20 protein-coding genes are annotated in these 18,210 nt (G+C 66.1%); 12 read left to right on the forward strand and 8 right to left on the reverse strand.

Translation table 11 applies throughout. The annotated features are described in order from the left end of the window. Positions 1–3 precede the first annotated feature (3 nt). The 3 genes from QTI04_RS06525 to QTI04_RS06535 form a co-directional block, all read right to left on the reverse strand. Positions 4–564 (reverse strand): flavodoxin family protein, encoded by a 561-nt coding sequence (locus QTI04_RS06525; RefSeq protein WP_286614589.1) that lies wholly within the window; start codon positions 562–564, stop codon positions 4–6. Positions 565–700: 136 nt separating this feature from the next. Further along, positions 701–1,138, reverse strand: a complete 438-nt coding sequence (locus QTI04_RS06530; protein WP_286603390.1) for a DoxX family protein — start codon at positions 1,136–1,138, stop codon at positions 701–703. Between the two features lie 39 nt (positions 1,139–1,177). Beyond that, positions 1,178–1,879, reverse strand: a complete 702-nt coding sequence (locus QTI04_RS06535; RefSeq protein ID WP_286603392.1) for a pirin family protein — start codon at positions 1,877–1,879, stop codon at positions 1,178–1,180. Positions 1,880–2,024: 145 nt separating this feature from the next. Here QTI04_RS06535 and QTI04_RS06540 point away from each other — a divergent pair, with 145 nt between their 5' ends. The 4 genes from QTI04_RS06540 to trmB all read left to right on the forward strand — a co-directional run bounded on the left by QTI04_RS06540 (position 2,025) and on the right by trmB (position 5,802). After that, positions 2,025–2,978, forward strand: coding sequence for a LysR family transcriptional regulator (locus QTI04_RS06540; protein ID WP_286603394.1), 954 nt, complete (start codon positions 2,025–2,027; stop codon positions 2,976–2,978). 73 nt (positions 2,979–3,051) lie between these two features. Continuing rightward, positions 3,052–4,122: an NAD(P)/FAD-dependent oxidoreductase gene (locus tag QTI04_RS06545; RefSeq protein WP_286614590.1), complete on the forward strand. Its 1,071-nt coding sequence runs from the start codon at positions 3,052–3,054 to the stop codon at positions 4,120–4,122. 16 nt (positions 4,123–4,138) lie between these two features. Then, positions 4,139–5,053 carry a tRNA glutamyl-Q(34) synthetase GluQRS gene (gene gluQRS / locus QTI04_RS06550; protein WP_286603493.1) on the forward strand — a complete coding sequence of 305 codons (915 nt, stop codon included), beginning with the start codon at positions 4,139–4,141 and terminating at the stop codon, positions 5,051–5,053. Beyond that, entirely contained in the window at positions 5,053–5,802 is a 750-nt protein-coding gene (gene trmB / locus QTI04_RS06555; RefSeq protein WP_286603397.1) for a tRNA (guanosine(46)-N7)-methyltransferase TrmB, read from the forward strand. Before gluQRS ends, trmB begins: the two co-directional genes overlap by 1 nt. Before the next feature lie 9 nt (positions 5,803–5,811). Here trmB and QTI04_RS06560 read toward each other — a convergent pair whose 3' ends face one another. Both QTI04_RS06560 and QTI04_RS06565 read right to left on the reverse strand, forming a co-directional pair. Then, entirely contained in the window at positions 5,812–6,207 is a 396-nt protein-coding gene (locus QTI04_RS06560; RefSeq protein ID WP_286614591.1) for a hypothetical protein, read from the reverse strand. A 177-nt stretch (positions 6,208–6,384) separates the two neighbouring features. Then, positions 6,385–6,822, reverse strand: coding sequence for a hypothetical protein (locus QTI04_RS06565; protein WP_286603400.1), 438 nt, complete (start codon positions 6,820–6,822; stop codon positions 6,385–6,387). A gap of 229 nt (positions 6,823–7,051) precedes the next feature. Here QTI04_RS06565 and QTI04_RS06570 point away from each other — a divergent pair, with 229 nt between their 5' ends. Next, positions 7,052–8,224, forward strand: a complete 1,173-nt coding sequence (locus tag QTI04_RS06570; protein WP_286614593.1) for an ABC transporter substrate-binding protein — start codon at positions 7,052–7,054, stop codon at positions 8,222–8,224. Between the two features lie 4 nt (positions 8,225–8,228). Here QTI04_RS06570 and QTI04_RS06575 read toward each other — a convergent pair whose 3' ends face one another. Beyond that, the gene (locus QTI04_RS06575; RefSeq protein ID WP_286614594.1) at positions 8,229–8,951 is read right to left on the reverse strand and encodes a Crp/Fnr family transcriptional regulator; all 723 of its coding nucleotides are present in this window, start codon (positions 8,949–8,951) and stop codon (positions 8,229–8,231) included. Positions 8,952–9,048: 97 nt separating this feature from the next. Between QTI04_RS06575 and QTI04_RS06580 the strand changes: the two genes are divergently transcribed. After that, on the forward strand, positions 9,049–9,642 hold the full coding sequence (locus QTI04_RS06580) for an HD domain-containing protein (protein ID WP_286603404.1): 594 nt from the start codon (positions 9,049–9,051) through the stop codon (positions 9,640–9,642). Positions 9,643–9,673: 31 nt separating this feature from the next. Next, entirely contained in the window at positions 9,674–10,441 is a 768-nt protein-coding gene (locus QTI04_RS06585; RefSeq protein ID WP_286603406.1) for a class II aldolase/adducin family protein, read from the forward strand. Positions 10,442–10,445: 4 nt separating this feature from the next. On the opposite strand, the gene QTI04_RS06590 is transcribed toward QTI04_RS06585, so the two are convergent. Continuing rightward, complete coding sequence (locus QTI04_RS06590; RefSeq protein ID WP_286614596.1) at positions 10,446–11,006, reverse strand: MarR family winged helix-turn-helix transcriptional regulator; 561 nt, start codon at positions 11,004–11,006, stop codon at positions 10,446–10,448. A gap of 266 nt (positions 11,007–11,272) precedes the next feature. Between QTI04_RS06590 and QTI04_RS06595 the strand changes: the two genes are divergently transcribed. From QTI04_RS06595 to QTI04_RS06615, 5 genes are all read left to right on the forward strand, one after another. Then, entirely contained in the window at positions 11,273–12,220 is a 948-nt protein-coding gene (locus QTI04_RS06595; protein ID WP_286614861.1) for a tripartite tricarboxylate transporter substrate binding protein, read from the forward strand. Positions 12,221–12,380: 160 nt separating this feature from the next. Next, the gene (locus QTI04_RS06600) at positions 12,381–14,699 is read left to right on the forward strand and encodes a xanthine dehydrogenase family protein molybdopterin-binding subunit (RefSeq protein WP_286614597.1); all 2,319 of its coding nucleotides are present in this window, start codon (positions 12,381–12,383) and stop codon (positions 14,697–14,699) included. After that, positions 14,692–15,573 (forward strand): xanthine dehydrogenase family protein subunit M, encoded by an 882-nt coding sequence (locus QTI04_RS06605; protein WP_286614599.1) that lies wholly within the window; start codon positions 14,692–14,694, stop codon positions 15,571–15,573. Before QTI04_RS06600 ends, QTI04_RS06605 begins: the two co-directional genes overlap by 8 nt. Then, entirely contained in the window at positions 15,570–16,046 is a 477-nt protein-coding gene (locus tag QTI04_RS06610; RefSeq protein ID WP_286603414.1) for a (2Fe-2S)-binding protein, read from the forward strand. The genes QTI04_RS06605 and QTI04_RS06610 overlap by 4 nt, the downstream gene beginning before the upstream one ends. Further along, positions 16,036–16,872 (forward strand): CoxG family protein, encoded by an 837-nt coding sequence (locus QTI04_RS06615; RefSeq protein ID WP_286614601.1) that lies wholly within the window; start codon positions 16,036–16,038, stop codon positions 16,870–16,872. The genes QTI04_RS06610 and QTI04_RS06615 overlap by 11 nt, the downstream gene beginning before the upstream one ends. Positions 16,873–16,885: 13 nt before the next feature. Here QTI04_RS06615 and QTI04_RS06620 read toward each other — a convergent pair whose 3' ends face one another. After that, entirely contained in the window at positions 16,886–18,181 is a 1,296-nt protein-coding gene (locus QTI04_RS06620) for an MFS transporter (protein WP_286614603.1), read from the reverse strand. Between the last annotated feature and the right edge of the window lie 29 nt (positions 18,182–18,210).

Genomic DNA, 18,210 nt, shown 5'->3' on the forward strand with positions numbered 1-18,210 from the left:
GATTCAGTGATTCGGGGTGCGTGATGTTGCCACCTCAGCTACACGCTCGCCGAACGCGCGCGCGGTGTCGAGGTCACCACGCGCCATGTCGGCCGGGCTCGCATCGGTAGGCGAAGTGGTCAGCAGGCCGTTGTAGCCGCCGACGTAGTTGATCGAATCGCGCTTCGCCGCCTTGTCGTTGCTCGGCATGATCCCGAGGCTGACCCAGAGGCCGCCGTGCTGCATGGCGAGGTGCCAGAGGTAAGTGAGCGTAGCGTCCTTGTCACCGTTCATGGCGGCGCTGTTGCTGAAGCCGGCGAACAGCTTGTCCTTCCAGCCCTGCTTGAACCAGACCTTGGACGATGCGTCCGCGAATTTCTTGAACTGCCAGCTCGCTCCGCCCATGTAGGTGGGCGAGCCGAAGATGATCGCGTCGGCGCCGGCGAGCATTTCCCAGCCGTGCGCCGGCAGATTGCCGTCGGCATCGATCGCCAGCAGATGCGCGCCGGCCCCTTCGGCCACCGCCTGGGCAACGCGCTGGGTGTGCCCGTAGCCCGAATGAAAAACGACAACGATGTCAGCCATCGATACTTCCTAGTCAATGAATCGCCGCATCCTACGGCGTCTCAAGCCAGAAACGCCACGGACCAGCTTGGCCGGTCCGCAGGCGTTGCCCCCTGAAAGGGGGTGGGCGGCCACACGAAGTGGGCAAGCCTGGGGGTTATCTCCGGTCCAGGCTGAACCGACCAGCGCCGAGAGCGGCAATCGCGAGCAGGCCACCGGCGATCGCAATGTTCTTGAAGAACATCAGCTGGTTGACGTACGCCTTGTCGGCAGGCATGGCCCAGTAGTTGTGGAAGAACACAGCCGTCGCAACCGTGAACACGGCCAGGATGATGGACACGATGCGCGTCTTGTAGCCGACGAGAAGCAACAGGCCGAGTCCGAGTTCGACGGCGATCGCGATGACCGCGCCGAGCGCCGGCAGCGGCAGGCCGACTGCGCCGATGTATCCGACGACGCCAGCGAAGCCGCTGATCTTGCCGAAGCCGGCGGGCACGAAGAGCAACGCGATCAGTACGCGACCAATGAGTGCCAGCGTGTCTTGCGCAGCGCCTGCGGTTGCCGGAGCGGCGTAGTTTGCGGTGGTGGTGGACATGGGATTTACTCCTGGGTTGAAAAAATAGGTTGCGCGGCTTCAGGCCGCGAGGTCGAACACGAGCACTTCGGCATTCTTGCCGGCGCCGAGCGTCAGTTGCGATTCGCCTTCGAGCAAGGCCGCATCGCCGGTAGCGAGCTTCGTGCCATTGGCCTCGAGCTCGCCGCGCACTAGGTGCACGTAGCTCTTGCGCTTCGGGTCGAGCGTCAGGCTGGCCTTCTCGTCGCCATCGAGCAGCCCTGCGAAGAGGCGCGCGTCGGCATGCACGAGCACCGAGCCGTCCGCGCCGTCGGGCGATGCGACCAGCCGCAGCTTGCCGCGCTTCTCGGCTTCGGGGAACGTCTTCTGCTCATAGCCCGGAGCGATGCCGCGCACGTTCGGCTCGATCCAGATCTGCAGGAAGTGCGTGGTCTCGTCGGCCTTGTGGTTGAACTCGCTGTGCATCACGCCACGGCCCGCGCTCATGCGCTGCACGTCGCCCGGAGGAATGGATTCGACATTGCCCATGCTGTCCTTGTGAGCGAGCTCCCCGGACAGCACGTAGCTGATGATTTCCATGTCCTTGTGGCCGTGGGTGCCGAAGCCGGCGCCCGCGGCGACGCGATCTTCGTTGATCACGCGCAGATTGCCGAAACCCATGTGGGCCGGGTCGTAGTACCCCGCAAAGGAGAAGCTGTGGAAGGAGCGCAGCCAGCCGTGATCGGCATAACCGCGTTCCTGGGATTTGCGGACTTGCAACATCGTTGAACTCCTGCCCTCGTCTAGAGGGCTCTTCGAATGCCGCGCCCTGTGCGCAGCGGATGTATGGAACTTTAGGGCGGCAGACCTGGGGCAAAAGCAATGCCGTTTGATGGCATCATTCAATTTTTTTGATCAATCGGCCACCATGCCCACTGCTCGCGATGTCCTGACACCCGATGCGCTATCGATGCTGCAGACCGTGGCGAGCACCGGCAGCTTTGCCGCCGCGGCCCGGGCGCTGAACGTGGTGCCGAGCGCATTGAGCTACCGAGTGCGGCTGATCGAGGACGCACTGGACGTGCTGCTGTTCGACCGCAGCGGCCGGCAGGCACGCGTGACAGAGGCCGGCCAGGAACTGTTGCGCGAGGCCTCGCGGCTGCTGGGCGAAATCGATTCGGTGGCCAACCGCGTCAAGCGCGTGGCCACGGGCTGGGAGCCGATGCTCACGATCGCGGTCGACAGCGTCATCGCGCGCGACCCGCTGCTCGATCTCGTGAACTCCTTCTACGCGCTCGAGCCGCCGACACGCCTCAAGCTGCGCGACGAAACGCTGCTGGGCACCATCGAGGCGCTGACCTCCGGCGAGGCCGACCTCGCGGTCGGTGCGGTGCTCGACGCAGCCAGCCTGGCCTTCACCGCGACGGGCATCCGCAGCCGTCCGCTGGGGGAACTGGCCTTCGTCTACGCCGTCGCCCCGCACCATCCGCTGGCACGGATGGAGGAACCGCTGAGCGACGAAGTGCTGCGCCAGTACCGTGCCGTGGCCGCCGCCGATTCATCGCGCGCGGGCCCGAGCATGACCGTCAATCTGGTGGGCGGCCAGGATGTGCTGACCGTGCCGACCATGCAGGCCAAGCTGGCGGCGCAGCTTCACGGGTTGGGCGGCGGTTTCCTGCCGGAGCCGATGGCGCGCCCGTACATCGAAGCGGGTCACCTGGTCGAACGACGCACCGAGCGCGTTCCGCCCGTCGCCACCATGCATTGCGCGTGGCGCGTTCGCACAGCCGGCCAGCCAGGCCGGGGAATGCAATGGTGGCTGGAGCAGTTCGAACACGAAGGTACGCGTCGCGCCCTCCTGGAGCGCCACCGCGGAAGATGACCAGGCGGCGCCGGCCGATGAGGCCGCCAACCCGGTTAGAGTGCTTCGACTGCCACACCAACATGAGACTGCCATGACCATTCGACCTGTCGCCGACCGTCACCGATCCACCGCATCGCGCCATCTCGCCGTCATCGGCGCGGGCATCGCCGGTGTGGCATGCGCCCGCACGCTGCTTCAGGCGGGGCACCGCGTCACCGTGTTCGAGCGCGAAGTCGGCGCGGGCGGCCGCATGGCGAGCGAATCGACGCCGTTCGGCCGGTTCGACAGCGGCGCCCAGTACTTCACCGTGCGCGACCCCCGCTTTGCGCGCGCGCTCGAAACCGCGCCCAAGGTGTGCAAGCCCTGGAGCGCGAACCTCGTGCGCGTGCTCGACGCGCACGGCCGCGTCGCCGAAGCCGCCCTGCCCGCGCTCGAACCGCATTGGGTCGCGCAGCCCGGCATGGATGCGCTGGTCGCGAATTGGTCGGTGCCGCTGGGCGATTCGCTCGTCACGCAAACGCAAGTGACCCACATCGAACGCGATGCACTCGACGCCAAGCGCTGGCAGTTGCGCACCGCGGGCGTCGACGATTCGACGCATGTCTATTCAGGTTTCGACACGGTGCTGCTGGCAGTGCCGCCGTCCCGGACGCGCGCCCTGCTGGACAACGGCAAGCATTCGCAGGAGATCAGCCAGAAGATCGAAGCGGTGCGCATCGCTCCGTGCTGGACCTTGATGATCGCCTTCCCCCAGGCCAACCAGCCGACCATGTCGCACCTGGGCCCGCAGTGGAATGCCGCGCGCAGCACGCACCACCGCGTGGCATGGCTCGCCCGCGAATCGTCCAAGCCCGGCCGCGACCGCATCGAGCGCTGGACCCTGCAGGCCAGCGCAGCCTGGTCGCAGGAACATCTGCGCGACGATGCGCCGAGAGTCGAAGCCAAGCTCCTGCGCGCCTTCGCCGAGATCACCGGCATCCGCGCCGAACCTTCGCACGCACAGGCACGCTGCTGGGCGGAGGCACAGACGCAAATACCCGTCGGCAAGCCGCATCTGTGGGACGCCAAGGCACGCATCGGCGTCGCTGGCGACTGGTGCACGGGGCACCGGGTCGAGGATGCTTTCCTGTCGGGTCTCACCCTGGCGCTCAAGGTAGCTTGACGCCCCTCCCGCGGTGATGCTTCGGATCGGCCGGTTCGCACCCTCGCCCACCGGGCCGCTGCACGCCGGGTCATTGGTGGCCGCGCTCGCCAGTTGGCTGGATGTGCGAGCGACGGGTCCGCAGGCCCGTTGGCTGGTGCGGATCGAGGATGCCGATACCGAGCGCTGCCTGCCTGGCATGGGAGAGGAAATTCTCCGGCAGCTCGCCGCGTGCGGATTGACGCCTGACGATACGCCCGTCTGGCAGACCCGGCGCACCGGGCCCTACGAACGGGCGCTCGACAAGCTCAAGGCCGCGCAGTTGGCCTACCCCTGCGGCTGTTCGCGCAAGGACATCGACGAGGCGCTCGCGCGCAGCGGCATCGTGCATGCGCGCCACGGCGAGCGCATCTACCCGGGCACCTGCCGCGACGGACTGCACGGAAAGCCGGCGCGTGCATGGCGCTTTGCCGTCGCCAAGTTCGAGGCCGACAGGAAATCGACCGGCCTGCACTGGGCCGACCGCCGCCTCGGCAGCCAGGCGCAGAACGTGACGAACGAGGTCGGCGACTTCGTGCTCAAGCGCGCCGACGGCCCCTGGGCCTATCAACTCGCTGTCGTGGTCGATGACGCCGATCAGGGCGTGACCGACGTCGTGCGTGGCGAAGACCTGGCGGACAACACTGCGCGCCAGATCCTGCTTCAGCAAGCGCTTCGCGTACCCACGCCGAGCTACCTGCACACACCCCTGGTGCGGGGCGCCGATGGCGACAAGCTCTCCAAGCAGAACGGCGCAACACCCCTGACGACCGCCACATCCGCGGATGCGCTGGCCGCCCTGAACTCGGCGGCGCAGGTGCTGGGTTTGACCGCCGCGGGAACCTCATCGACCGCCGAAGCGCTCGCGACCTGGGTGCCTCAGTGGCGCGAACTCTACAATCCGCGGCCGTGATGACCAGCCCCACTACCGACCTCCCCCGCGATCCGCCGGACGACATGCCCGCCGGCGACAAACCCACTGGCGAGGCGCATCCGCTCCATCGCCGCCTGAAAAGCTTCGTCAAGCGCGGCGGCCGCACGACCGAGGGCCAGGCCCGGGCCTATGAGCAATTCGGGCCGCAGTTCCTGCTGCCCTACCGCGCCGCGCCGCTCCACTTCGAAGCGACCTTCGGCCGCAATGCGCCCACCATCCTGGAGATCGGTTTCGGCATGGGCGAGGCCACAGCGCACATCGCCGCACTGATGCCGGAAAAGAACTTCCTCTGCTGCGAAGTGCACGAGCCCGGCGTCGGCGCGCTGCTCAAGCGCATCGGCGAGCAGAACCTGCAAAACATCCGCATCTGCGCGCATGACGCCGTCGATGTGCTGGACCACATGCTGCAGCCTGCGACGCTGGCCGGCGTGCACGTGTTCTTTCCGGACCCGTGGCACAAGACGCGGCACAACAAGCGCCGGCTGATCCAGTCACCCTTCGTTCGCAAGCTGGCGGAACGACTGGCGCCCGGCGGCTACTTGCATTGCGCCACCGACTGGCAACCCTACGCCGAACAGATGCTCGAAGTGCTTTCGCAAGAGCCGCTGCTGCGCAACACGGCCGAGGCCTATGCGCCCAAGCCGGCTTATCGCCCGCTCACCAAGTTCGAGAACCGCGGTCTCAAACTCGGCCACGGTGTGTGGGACGTGGTGTTCGAACGGGTCTGAGCATCGAGCTCAGTTCGCCAGGATCGGATTGCGCTTTTCCGCTTCGAGCCGCTGCTGTCTGCGCACGGCCTCGCACTGTGCGTGCGGCTTGAAGGCCGGCTTCAGGCATTGAGCGGCCATGCACCGCGCTGCGGCGAAGAAGTTCAGGCCCGCGCAGGCTGCGCCGGGTTCGACGAATTCACGTGGCATGGGTCGGGCCGCTGCGACAGGCTTTGCGACCCTGTCCTTCTGAGCGGGCGACGCGGGAGCATGCAGGGGCGGCGATGAGGCCGCCACCGGCTCGGCCTTGTACACCGCGCCGGGGCCCGAGAGCAGCCACCCCGCTGCGGAACCCACGGTCAGTGCAACGACCAGCCCCCCAATGGTGAACCACGCGCCCCGGTTCGGCTCGTGAACCGGAGCCAACGCGGGTCCTGCCTTCGGCCGCCGGGACGACTCAGGCGGTGGTGAAAATTCCGTCCGTGCAGATCCCAGCGCCGCAAGAGCCGTCGGCAACGGGTTCACGCACCCGATGCAGAACTTGGCGATACCGCGGTTCTCGGTGTCGCAAATCGGGCATCTCACCTTCATGTGGGCTGGCGGTCAGTGCGTGAGGATGGAGAGGTCTTCCGCTTCGTCGGCTGCAAGGCCTTGCGCCGCGACCAGGTTCTTCTGCGCCGCCATGATGAGCGCGGCACGGTAGGCAGAACGGCTCGCGATCTTGGTGTGGGTGATCAGCGCCTGCCACTCGCGCTCGAGATCCTGTCGCGACCGATCCTTGGGAGTGCCCATCAGAGCCTGGCTGACGTCGACCAGCGCGGCCGCGGAGCTGAGGCAGATGTTGATGGCGGACTGCGCGGCGCTGGTGCGCAGGCGCTGTTCTTGGCTCTGCGGATCACCGCCCAGGGCTTCGAGGGGAACGTTGGCGGTGGGCCCGAGATACGGGGCGCCTTGGAGTTCGCTGTCGGCGTGGGCGAGCACCTTTTCAATGGCGGCCAGCGCGTTTTCCAGCAATGCGATATCGAGTGACTTTTGCTTCATTTCATCCAGCCGGATGGATTCCGGTCCAGCGGGAATGGTGACAGTGGATGGCACTTTTTCACTGTGCAATAAGCCACAGTCGAAATACAAAAGTTTACAAATGCAAGGCCATTGCGGCCCAGCTCTGGTGCCACAAGCCCGACAGAGAACGACCGGCCGTGACTTACTGCCTTCATTTACGGCATCGAAGTTGCTACATTTTTTTGTCAATTACAACGAAAGGTGTCTGATGAACCTGTCACGCAGGGCCTGGCTCGGCAAGACTGGCGCCGCACTGTTCCTCGGTGGAGGGCTGTATGCGGGCGGGACGAGCCACGCCCAGACGACGACGCGCGCCACGGCCTCCGCCGCGCGCACCGTCGTCCTGGGCCAATCGGTCCCGTTGACCGGTGCGGCCAGCGAGATCGGCCTGGCGTTCGCGGCGGGTTGCCGGCTTTATGCGACCGAATTCAACGAAAGCGGCGCCGGCGGCGGCATCCAGCTGAAGCTGCTGCAGCTCGACGATGGATATGACGCCGCGCGCGCGGCCACGAACGCCCGCACCCTTCTCACCACCGACAAGGCGGACATGCTCTTCGGCTTTGTCGGAACCGCCAGCAGCGAAGCCGGCGCGGCCGCAGCAGCGCAGCAGGGCTCGGTGCTGTTCGCCCCCTTCGCGGCAGCGGACAACCTGCGTGCAGCGGGCCACCCTCACGTGTTCCACGTCCGGCCCAGCATGGCCGACGAGGCCTTCAAGATCGTCCGCCAGTGCGCCACCGTCGGACAGACGCGCATCGCCTTGATCGGCGACGACGACGCCATGGGTCGCGCCGGGCTCGCGGCAGTGCAGCAGGCGGCGGCTGATCTCAAGCTCGCGCCACTGGTCGCAACCGCGCTGGTGCCCGCGTCTGGCGACAAGGTGGATGCGGCGCTCGCCGAGGTGCAGAAGCAATCGCCGCAGGCCATCGTTCTGGTATCGCTCTCGGGCACCACGGCCAACGTGATCCGCAAGCTGCGCAAGCGCGGCTATGCCGGAGCCTTCATGGCGTTCTCGATCGTGGGCATCGATCCGCTCTACACGGCACTCGGCAAGGACATCGGCGGCATCGTGATCTCGCAGGTGGTGCCCTCGCCGCGCTCCTCGGCGATCCCGATCGTCAAGGAATACCTCGCCGCCGTCGACAACTCCGACCAGACGCCGTCGTATGAAGGCCTCGAAGGCTTCATCGCCACCAAGGCGGCGGGCGAAGCGGTGCGCCGGGCGGGCCGCGGGTTCACGCCGGCCGCGATTCAGCGCGTCATGGCAGGCATGACGGACTACGACGTGGGCGGCTTCCGCATCAACCTGCGGCCGGGCCTACGCGATCCCGGGCGGACCATCGACCTCATCAGCATCACCAAGGACGGACGCGTGCTTCGCTGAGGCCCTACCCGGCGCTGCCCAACTGTTGCAGCGCATCGAGGGAGAGCAACTCGATCCGCCCATAGCCCAGCGCGATCACGCCTTCGTGCGCCAGGGCGTTGAGTTCCTTCGACAAGGTCTGCCGCGTCACGCCGAGCATCATCGCCAGCGCCTCCTGAGGCAGCGCCACGCTGCGGCGCGGGTCGGGCGATTGCGTCGCATCGCCCCGCGCCAGCGCGAGCAGCCGACGCGCGACGCGGGCGCGCAAGCCGCGCAGCGTGGCGTCCTCCATCAGTCCGTAGAGGCCGCGCACGCGCGCCGCCAGCAAGGCGGCGATCGCGCGTGCAAAGGCTGCTCCCTCCATCTGGTGCGCGAAGGCCTCGAAGGGAACGGCCAGCAGGTCCAGCGCGGACAGCGCCGTCGCATCGTGGGTGCGCGGCGAGCCGTCGATCAGGCTGATCTCGCCGAACCAGTTGCCGGGCTCCAGCACGGCGAGGATGGCTTCGCGGCCGTCCTGCCGCAATGTCGAAATCTTGATCGTCCCCGCGGCCAGACCGAAAAAGGCCGCGCCCGCCACGTGCACCGGATCGCCCTGCCTGAACACCATCGCACCGCGCCGCAGGTGGATCAGTTCGGCCGCGCCGAGAAGACCTTCCCGCTGGGCGCGGGGCATGGAGGCGAACCACGGATTGGTCTCCACGACGACGCGGTGCGCGGCGGACAGGCGAGGTCTGGGCATGGAGGGCAATTCCGGGGGTTAACGAGAGCGCTCCATTGTCAAATTCTTGACAGTTGAGCGTCAACCGCAGGTCTACAGTGGGCCGCACACCAAGGAGAACACCACGATGAATGCAAGAGCGAAATTCGTCCGCATGCAGGACAGCACCCGTGAAGACTGGCAACTGATCGGCGGCGAGTTCATGCAGTTCGCGACCGGCCTGCCCGAGCGCGTGATCAAGCACCTGCAGATCCTCGAAGGCGACTACGGCGGCTTTCCGATCGACCGCTACACGCATTCGCTGCAGACCGCCACGCGCGCACTGCGCGACGGCCGCGACGAGGAGTACGTGGTGTGCGCGCTGCTGCACGACATCGGCGACACACTCGGCACCTTCAACCATCCCGACATCGCCGCCGCGATCCTCAAGCCCTTCGTGGCCGAGGAGAACCACTGGATGGTGCAGCACCACGGCATCTTCCAGGGGCACTACTTCTTCCATCACATCGGCCTCGACCGTGACCTGCGCGAGAACTTCCGCAGCCACCCGAGCTTCGAGCGCACCGCTGAGTTCTGCGAGCTCTATGACAACCCGGCCTTCGATGCGAACGCCGAGACCTTGCCGATCAGCGAATTCGAGCCGATGCTGCGGCGTGTGATGGCACAACCCCGCCAGAGCATCTACAAGTCCGCGCTGAAATCCGAAACGGCCGCGGCCTGACAAGCACCTCATCCATCCCAGGAGACCCTCGATGAACGCCACCTCCCAAAGTGAAGTCCAGAAACTCGTCAGCGCCGAAGAATGGCAGTTGCGCGTCGACCTCGCGGCCTGCTACCGACTGGTTGCGCTGTACGGCTGGAGCGACCTCGTCTTCACGCACATCAGCGCGCGCGTGCCGGGACCGGAGCATCATTTCCTGATCAATCCTTACGGCCTCATGTTCGACGAAATCACCGCGTCGAGCCTGATCAAGGTCGACAAGGACTGCAACAAGGTGATCGATTCGCCCTACCCCGTGAACCCGGCGGGCTTCGTGATCCACAGCGCGATCCATGCCGCGCGTGAAGACATTCAGTGCGTGCTGCACACCCACACGCGCGCCGGCATCGCGGTGAGCGCGCAAACGAACGGCGTGCTGCCGATCAGCCAGCAATCGACCTTCGTGCTGGCGTCGCTCGCCTATCACGACTACGAGGGCGTGGCCTTCCGCGACGACGAGAAGCCGCGTCTGCAGGCCGACATGGGCAACGCCAACTACCTCATGCTGCGCAACCACGGTCTGCTCACCGTGGGCAAGACCATCGCCGACGCCTTCCTGAGCATGTACACCTTCGAGAACACCTGCCAGATCCAGATCGCCGCGCAAGCCGGCGGCGGTGAGCTGACGCAGGTCGACCCGCGCATCGTCGAAGGCGTGGGCCATGCGATGAAGGTGCAGACGGGTGGACTGGGCGGCGTCTTCGTCTGGCCTTCGCTCATTCGCAAGCTCGACCGCGTCGACCCCAGCTACAAGAACTGAATCTTCAGATATCCAGGGCGGAGGCGTCGGGCGAATCCTCGTCGCGCGCTTCTTCTGCTGCCCTGCAGTACTCGCGCAGCTTGAGCAGCGCGCGATACATCGCATCCCGCTCGTCGGGTGTCAGCACACGGATTGCCGCGGCCTGGCGCCGGCGGGCGATCGGGATCGCCTCTGCGTGCAGCGCCTTTCCTGCCGCTGTCACCGCGCAGTAGACCTTCTTGCGCGGGGTGTTGCCTTCAGCCTGCAACTCGACCAGCCCCCGGGCTTCGAGCAGTTTGAGCGTGCGGCTGACCAGTGCCTTGTCCGAAGTGGACTGCTTCACCAGATCGCTGAACGCCAGGCGCTCCGAGTGCGCCACGAGCGACAGCACGCGCCATTCCGATACGGACAAGCCGAACTGATCCGCGTACGGCAGCGTGATCGTGCGCCGGAGCGCGTTGCCCACCTGGCTCATCATGGTCGTGATGAAGGCATCGACCGTCAGCGTCGTGCCTGCCTCGTCGAGCTCGGTCCAGGGCGTGGCCGCCTCGACCGTGAGGGAAGAAGTGATGCGTTTGTCTGTCATTGCCCCGCATTGTTTCATGCGAACGCGCGAGGCCATTTCAACCATGTAGATCACTATTTTTTAACACGTCAATTGGTATTTGCAGCAAGTTGATGCATCAACAATGACTTCACAATGACGTATTCGTTAGTAAACCGTTGTTTTACTAATGAATCACCAAAGTTCATTCAGTTGCCAGCCGCCATGCATCGCTCCCGCGTCCCGCATGGCCCTTCCAGGAGCCAGTGATGTTTTCGACCCGTCGCCAAGTCCTTCTTGCGGCCACGATGGCGGCATGCGCCATGTCCGCCGGACATGCCATCGCCGAGCCGGACTACCCGTCCAAGACCGTCAGCATGATCGTCTCGTATCCGCCGGGAGGCGACACGGACGCCATCGCGCGCCTCTTCGCCGACAAGCTCTCGCAGCGGCTGAAGCAGACGGTGATCGTCGACAACAAGCCCGGGGCCGGCGGCGCCCTGGGCAACAACTTCGTGAGCCGCGCGCCTGCCGACGGATACACGCTGCTGTTCACGCCCAATCCCTTCACCACGGCCCCGCTGGTGATGAAGTTGTCGCCCAGTGCCAGCTACGACGTGCTGCACGGCTTCGAGCCGATCATCAACACGGCCACCCAGCCGCTGGTGCTGGTCGCCAATCCGGGTCTCGGTGTCAAGACGCTGCCGGAGTTGATCGCCGCCGCCAAGTCCGGCAAGTCCGTGACCTACGCCAGCCCCGGCGCCGGCTCACCGATGCACATCGTCGGCGAATGGCTCAACCGCGCGGCCGGCGTGAAGATCACGCATGTTCCCTATCGCGGCGTGGGCCCGTCGGTGACCGATGTGGTCGCCGGCCACGTGGACACGGCCTGGGTCACCTTCGGCGCCGTTCGCCAGTACCTGCAGAACGGCCGCCTCATCCCGCTGGCGATCGGCGATGCCCAGCGCTCCAAGCTGGCGCCGAACGTCCCGACCCTGGTCGAGTTGGGCTACAAGGACGTGGTCGTGGGTGCCTGGAACGGGTTCTTCGCGCCCAAGGGAACACCCGCGCCTGTCGTCAAGTTGTTGAACGAGAACCTCAACGAGATCCTGAAGTCGCCCGAAGTAACGGAGAAGCTGGCGGTCTTTGGCGCCCTGCCCGCAGGCGGCACGCCGGATGTGCTCAGCAAGATCAACGCCAGCGACTACACGGTCATGGGCAAGGTCATCAAGGATCTCGGGATCACCGTGGAATAGGGCTCGCCCCCAGGCTGCGCGCACTTCGTGTCGCTTCGCCTACCCCCTGCCGCGGGCAACACCGGCGGACCGGCTGAGCCGGATCCGCGGTGTTTCATGAACGGGCTTCGCTTCGCTTGCCATTGGCGGACGGAAGCGGCCGGCTTCTTGGTAATCAACGATGAGACATTCTTCGAATCCTCCGACCTCCAGCGCGTCGACGCTGGGGGCCGATATCCCCCAGGTCACGGCACGGGCCAAGGTGCTGGGGCGTGCGATGTATGCGGGCGACATCAAGGTCGCGGGCATGTTGCATGGCAAGGTGCTGCGGAGTCCCTACCCGCATGCGCGCATCGTGTCGATCGACACCTCCGAAGCGCTGTCTCTGCCGGGGGTAAAGGCGGTGCTGACCGGCGCGGAGGCGCCGCGCGCGATGTGGGGGGTGCATCACAAGGAGCGGCGCATTCTTGCCGAGGGCGTGGTGCGCTTCGCAGGCGAGGAAGTGGCTGCGGTGGCGGCCACGACCGAAGAGATCGCGCGGGACGCGCTGGACCTGATCCGCGTCGAGTACGAGGAACTGCCGGCGATCCTCACGCCCGAGGAGGCGATGGACGAGGAGGCGCCGGGCGTGCATCCCGAGCGCAACAACGTCGCGCACGAGATCCGCTTCGAGCGCGGTGACGTCGACAGCGGCTTCGCCTCGGCCCACGTGGTACACGAGGCCACCTACTACGCGCACGCACAGTACCCGGGCTACCTGGAGCCGATGGGCACGGTGGCGAGCATCGATCCCGACGGGCGCCTCGTGGTCTGGACCTCGACCCAATCGGTCACGCAGGCGCGGCAGCGACTGGCGGCGGCACTGGAGCGTCCGATCTCCAGCATCCGGGTGATCCAGGCGACGACCGGCGGCGGCTTCGGCGGGAAGCTGGTGGAAGATGCCAACAACCTCATCGCCGGTCTGCTGGCGGTGAAGACGGGCAAGCCGGTACGGCTCATCAACAACCGGTTGGAAGATTTCCTCGCGGCTTGCTCCAGCGTGCCCGAGCGCATCACGCTCAAGCTGGGCATGGACCGCGACGGCCTGATCGTGGCCAAGGACGTTCGCATCGTCGCCGAATGCGGCGCCTACAGCGGGCTCTCGGCGGAAGTGATGCACGTCACCGCCATGCGCAGCGACAACATGCACCGCAACCCCAACGTCCGTTCGCACGCCACGCTGGTCTACACCAACAACCCGCCGCACGGCGCCTTTCGCGGCTTCGGCGGCACGCAGATGCAGTTCGCGCTCAACAGCCACATCCACACGATGGGCGAGATGCTCGGGCTGGACCCGGCGCTCATTCACAAGCGCAACGCGATCCGCGTCGGCGAAGTCTCGATCCACGGATGGAAGATCGGCAGCACCGGCCTGGTGGAGTGCATCGACCAGGCCATCGACGCCATCGGCTGGGAGGCCAAGCGCGCCTCGCCGAAGACCCCCGGCGTCAAGCGGCGCGGCGTCGGCATGGCCGCAGCGATGCACGTCAGCGGCAACCGCACCATCGGCAACTGGGACGGCTCCACGGTGATCGTGAAGATCAACGAGGACGGCCGCGTGTTCATCATGAGCGGCGAATGCGACATGGGCCAGGGCGCGATGACCATGTTGAGCCAGGTGGTGGCGCACGAGCTGGATCTGCCGCTGGCCCACATGCACGTCGTGCCACCCGACACCGACACATCGCCCATCGCCATCGGCTCGCTCGCGTCGCGCGTGACCATCGCCGCCGGCAATGCGGCCATCGTCGCCGCACGCATGGCACGCGACAAGCTCTTCGCGCTCGCATCGAAGCAATGGAACGTGCCGGCCGAGCAACTGAAGATCGGCGGCGGCGCCGTGTTCGTCGCCGACGCGCCCGAACGCCGCGCCACCATCGCCGAACTCGCCAAGCTGCACATCTGGACCCACGGCGGCGAGGGCATCCAGGTCAGCGGCACCTGGGACGCCCAGACTGTCATGCACGACGACAAGGTGTACGGCAACATCGCGCCGGCCTATTCCTTCGCCGCGCAAGCCGTCGAAGTCGAAGTCGACACCGAGACCGGCCAGGTCACCGTGCTCGACAGCTATGTGGCCGACGACTGCGGCAAGGCGCTGAATCCGATCGCGATCCACGGCCAGACCAACGGCGCCACGGTGCAGGCTTTCGGCTGGACGCTCTATGAACAGATGCAGGTGGAAGGCGGCCGGCTGATGAACGGCAACTTCGCCGACTACACGATGGCGACGGCCGACGCCGTGCCTCTGCTGCGCGGCGGCTTCGTCGAATCGAACGACCCCAACGGCCCCTATGGCGCCAAGGGTGCGAGCGAAACGGCCATCCTCCCCGGCGCACCCGCGATTGCCAACGCGGTGTACGACGCCATCGGCGTGCGCATCACCGAGTTGCCGATCACGCCCGAAAAGATCCTCGCCGCAGTGCGCGAGCGCAAGGAAGGGGAGACACGCCATGCGTGATTTCGACTATCTCGAACCCACCACCATCGACGAGGCCAGCCGGATGCTGGCGGACCTGGGTGATGAATGTCGCGCGATTGCCGGCGGCACGGCCTTGATGCTCGGCATGCGCCAGCGCATGCTGACGCCGACGCACCTCGTGTCCCTCGCGCATCTGCAGCCGCTGCGCGGCATCGACTTCGACGAGAGCCGTGGCCTGCGCATCGGTGCGCTTTCGCGCCATGCCGACGTGGCGAACTCGCCCATCGTGCGCGCGCACTACCCCGTGCTCGCCAGCATGGCTTCGCGCGTGGCGAACCCGCAGGTGCGCAACCAGGGCACGATCGGCGGCAACCTCTGCTATGCCGATCCGTCCACCGATCCGCCCGGTTGCCTGATGGCGCTCGACGCCCAGGTCGTGCTGGGCAGCAGCCGCGGCGAACGCGTGTTGAGCATCGAAGAGTTTCTCGTCGACTACTACGTCACGGCGCTGGAGCCCGACGAGATGGTGATCGAGATCCGCGTGCCTCCGCTTCAGGCTGGCACGTCGGGCGTGTACTCGCGCTTCCTGCGCACGGCCGCCGAGCATCGGCCATTGGCGAGCGTTGCGTTGATCGCGCGTCGCGAGGGCGCGCTCTGCCGCGAGGCAAGGATCGCCGTTGGCGCATCGACGCCCATCCCGACGCGGCTACGGCGTGCCGAAGCCTTCCTCGAAGGCCGGACCGTCACTGCCGATATCGCGGCCGAAGTGGCCGACATCGTCGCCGCCGACATCGAACCGGTTTCGGATACGCGCGGCTCGGCGGATTTCCGCCGCGACATGGTGCGCATCGTCGCGCGCCGCACTGTGGCCGAACTGTTCGGCCTCGACATCAATGAAGGGGCCCGGCAATGACCCAGCACCGTATCGAATGTTCAGTCAACGGCGAAGCACAAAGCGTGGACGTGCCGGCGCGCCGCCTGCTCTCGGATTTCCTGCGTGATGACCTGCACCTCACAGGCACCAAGCGCGGCTGCGAAACCGGCATCTGCGGCGCCTGCTCGGTGCTGGTCGATGGCGAGGTCGTCAAGTCCTGCCTGATGCTGGCCGTGCAGGTGCAAGGCCGCGAGATCACCACCGTCGAAGGCCTCGGCCAAGGCGACGAACTCCACCCGCTGCAGGAGAGCTTCATGCAGTGCGGCGGCCTTCAGTGCGGCTACTGCACGCCCGGCTTTCTCATGACTTCTTGCGCCATGCTCAAGAACAACCCCGACCCGACGGTCGATGAAGTGCGCCACGGTCTCAACGGCAACCTCTGCCGCTGCACCGGCTACACCCAGATCGTCGAATCCATCCTGACCGCCTCGGAGAAGATGCGTGGAAATTGAAAAGACATTGACAGTCGCGGCGCCGCCGCAGCGCGTGTGGGCCATGCTGCTCGATCCGCAAGTGATGGGCGGCTGCGTGCCCGGCATGCAGTCCATCGAGGTCGTGAGCGACGTCGAGTACGTGGCGCTCATGCACGTGAAGATCGCCTTCGTGAGCGCCAAGTTCAAGTTGCGCACCACGCTCGTAGAGCAACGCGAACCGAGCTACCTGCGGGCCGAGGGCACGGGCGAGGACGCCTCCGTGGCCAGTTCGCTGAAGCAGCAGAGCGAGATCTTCCTGACGCCCACCGCGGAAGGCGGCACCGAGTTGCGCATCAAGGTCAAGGTCGACGTGCTCGGCCGCCTGGGCACCTTCGGCCTGAGCGTGATGAAGACCAAGGCCGACCGGATGTGGGAAGAGTTCGGCACCAACCTCGCCGCACGAATCGATGGCGGGGTGGAACCCTCCCCCACCAAGGCACTGGCTGCTGCACCGGCGCCAATGGCAACCCGGCCCGCGGCCGCGCCCGCCAAGCCTGCCATCGCTGGGCCGCTGCCGGAGGCAGGCACCGCTTACGCGCCGGTTCTTTCGGACAGTGGAAAACGCATGCCCGCAGCGGGCACGCCCGTCGCGCCCTCGCCATCCATCCAGGTCAGCGAGCCGGAGACCGAACCGGGCTGGTGGTCACGCCTGCTCGGCGCCAGGACCGGCCGTCCCGCGACCGTCTCGGCCTCGGGACGGTTCATCCGCATCGAAGTGCGCCAACTCGACAAGACCGTCAGCATCGATTGGCCCCTTGAAGGCGCCGATCAATGCAAGGGCTGGCTGCGGGATCTGATCAAGTGATGCGCGGCGGGTGTCAGGCCGGCGTTGCGCTGATGCCTGCCACCTGCAGCTTGCGCTCGCGGAGCCAGAGCAGGAAACCGCAGGCAAACACCACCATCTGGGTGCCGATGAGCAAAGCGAATCCTGAGAAGAAGCCCGAGGCCGCACCGCCGGAAGCGCCATGGCCGCCCGACATCAAGCTGATCACGCCACCCATCAAGGCCGGCATGAAGCCGGCGACCAGGCTCCCGGTGCCGTTGACGACGCCGAAGGCGCTGGCGACGTGCTCCGGACGCGAGCAGTACTGGACCGTGCTCGGAATCGCAGGGCTCTGCAGGCCCCAGCAAAAGTTCGCCGCGATCAGCGCGTAGGCGGCCAGATAGCGGTCGGCCGTGCAGATCGCCAGCAGCACCGACAGCGCCACGCCGGCGCTGGCCACCATGAAGATGAAAGGCACGCGCTGCCGCTCGATCTTGTCGATGATCACGCCGCCCAGCAGCACGGCCACAACGGTCGCGTACTGCGGCAAGGACGCCAGCCAGCCCATTTCCTTGAGCGAGAAGCCGCGAGCTTCCTTGAGATAGGTTGGCAACCAGTTGCTGCTGCCCCAGAGATAGGCGAGCGTCGCCGAGGTCAGCACCGTGATCAGCACCAGGTAGCGCGTTTGCAGCGCGCCCTTGACGATGTCCCCCACGTGCGTCATCGCATCGCCGATGGACTTCGGCTTCTTCATGCCGGAGTACGAGGTCGGCATCTTCACGAAGGCCACCACCAGCGGAATGCCGAGCGCAACGTTGATCAGACCCAACACGTAGAACGATGTCTCCCAATGGAAGTGGACGAGCATGTAGCCGATGAGCGGATAGCCGAGCGCCAAGCCCAGGCCCGTCCCCATGTTGACGAAGGAGTTGGGCTTGCCGTTCTCATGGCTCTCGAAGTGCGCCTTGATGTAGGAAGAAGCCAGCGAGAACAACGGTCCTTCGGACACGCCGAGCAGCACACGGGACGCGAGCAGCATCCCGTAGCCCTCGAACCACGGTGTGATGAAGGTCACGACGCCCCACAGGATGAGGCCGAGGATCAAGCTCTTTCGCACCCCGAACAGCGCAGCGCAGAACGGCGTCAGCACGAATGCCGACACGCCATAGCCAACCATGAACGCAGTCGCGAGGAGCCCCTGGCTCACGCGATCCTCCCGGGTGATTCCGATGTGCTCGAGAAACGCCGGATCGGTGATCAGGACAGCGATGTTGATGCGGTCGACATAGGAGATGGCGACGATCACGAACAAGGTGATCACGCCATACCAACGGAATGCTCTGGCTTGCATTGCTTCTATCCCCTGGAGAATGCGCCGAC

The sequence above is a fragment of the Variovorax sp. J22R115 genome (genome assembly GCF_030317005.1).
GTDB lineage: Bacteria > Pseudomonadota > Gammaproteobacteria > Burkholderiales > Burkholderiaceae_C > Variovorax.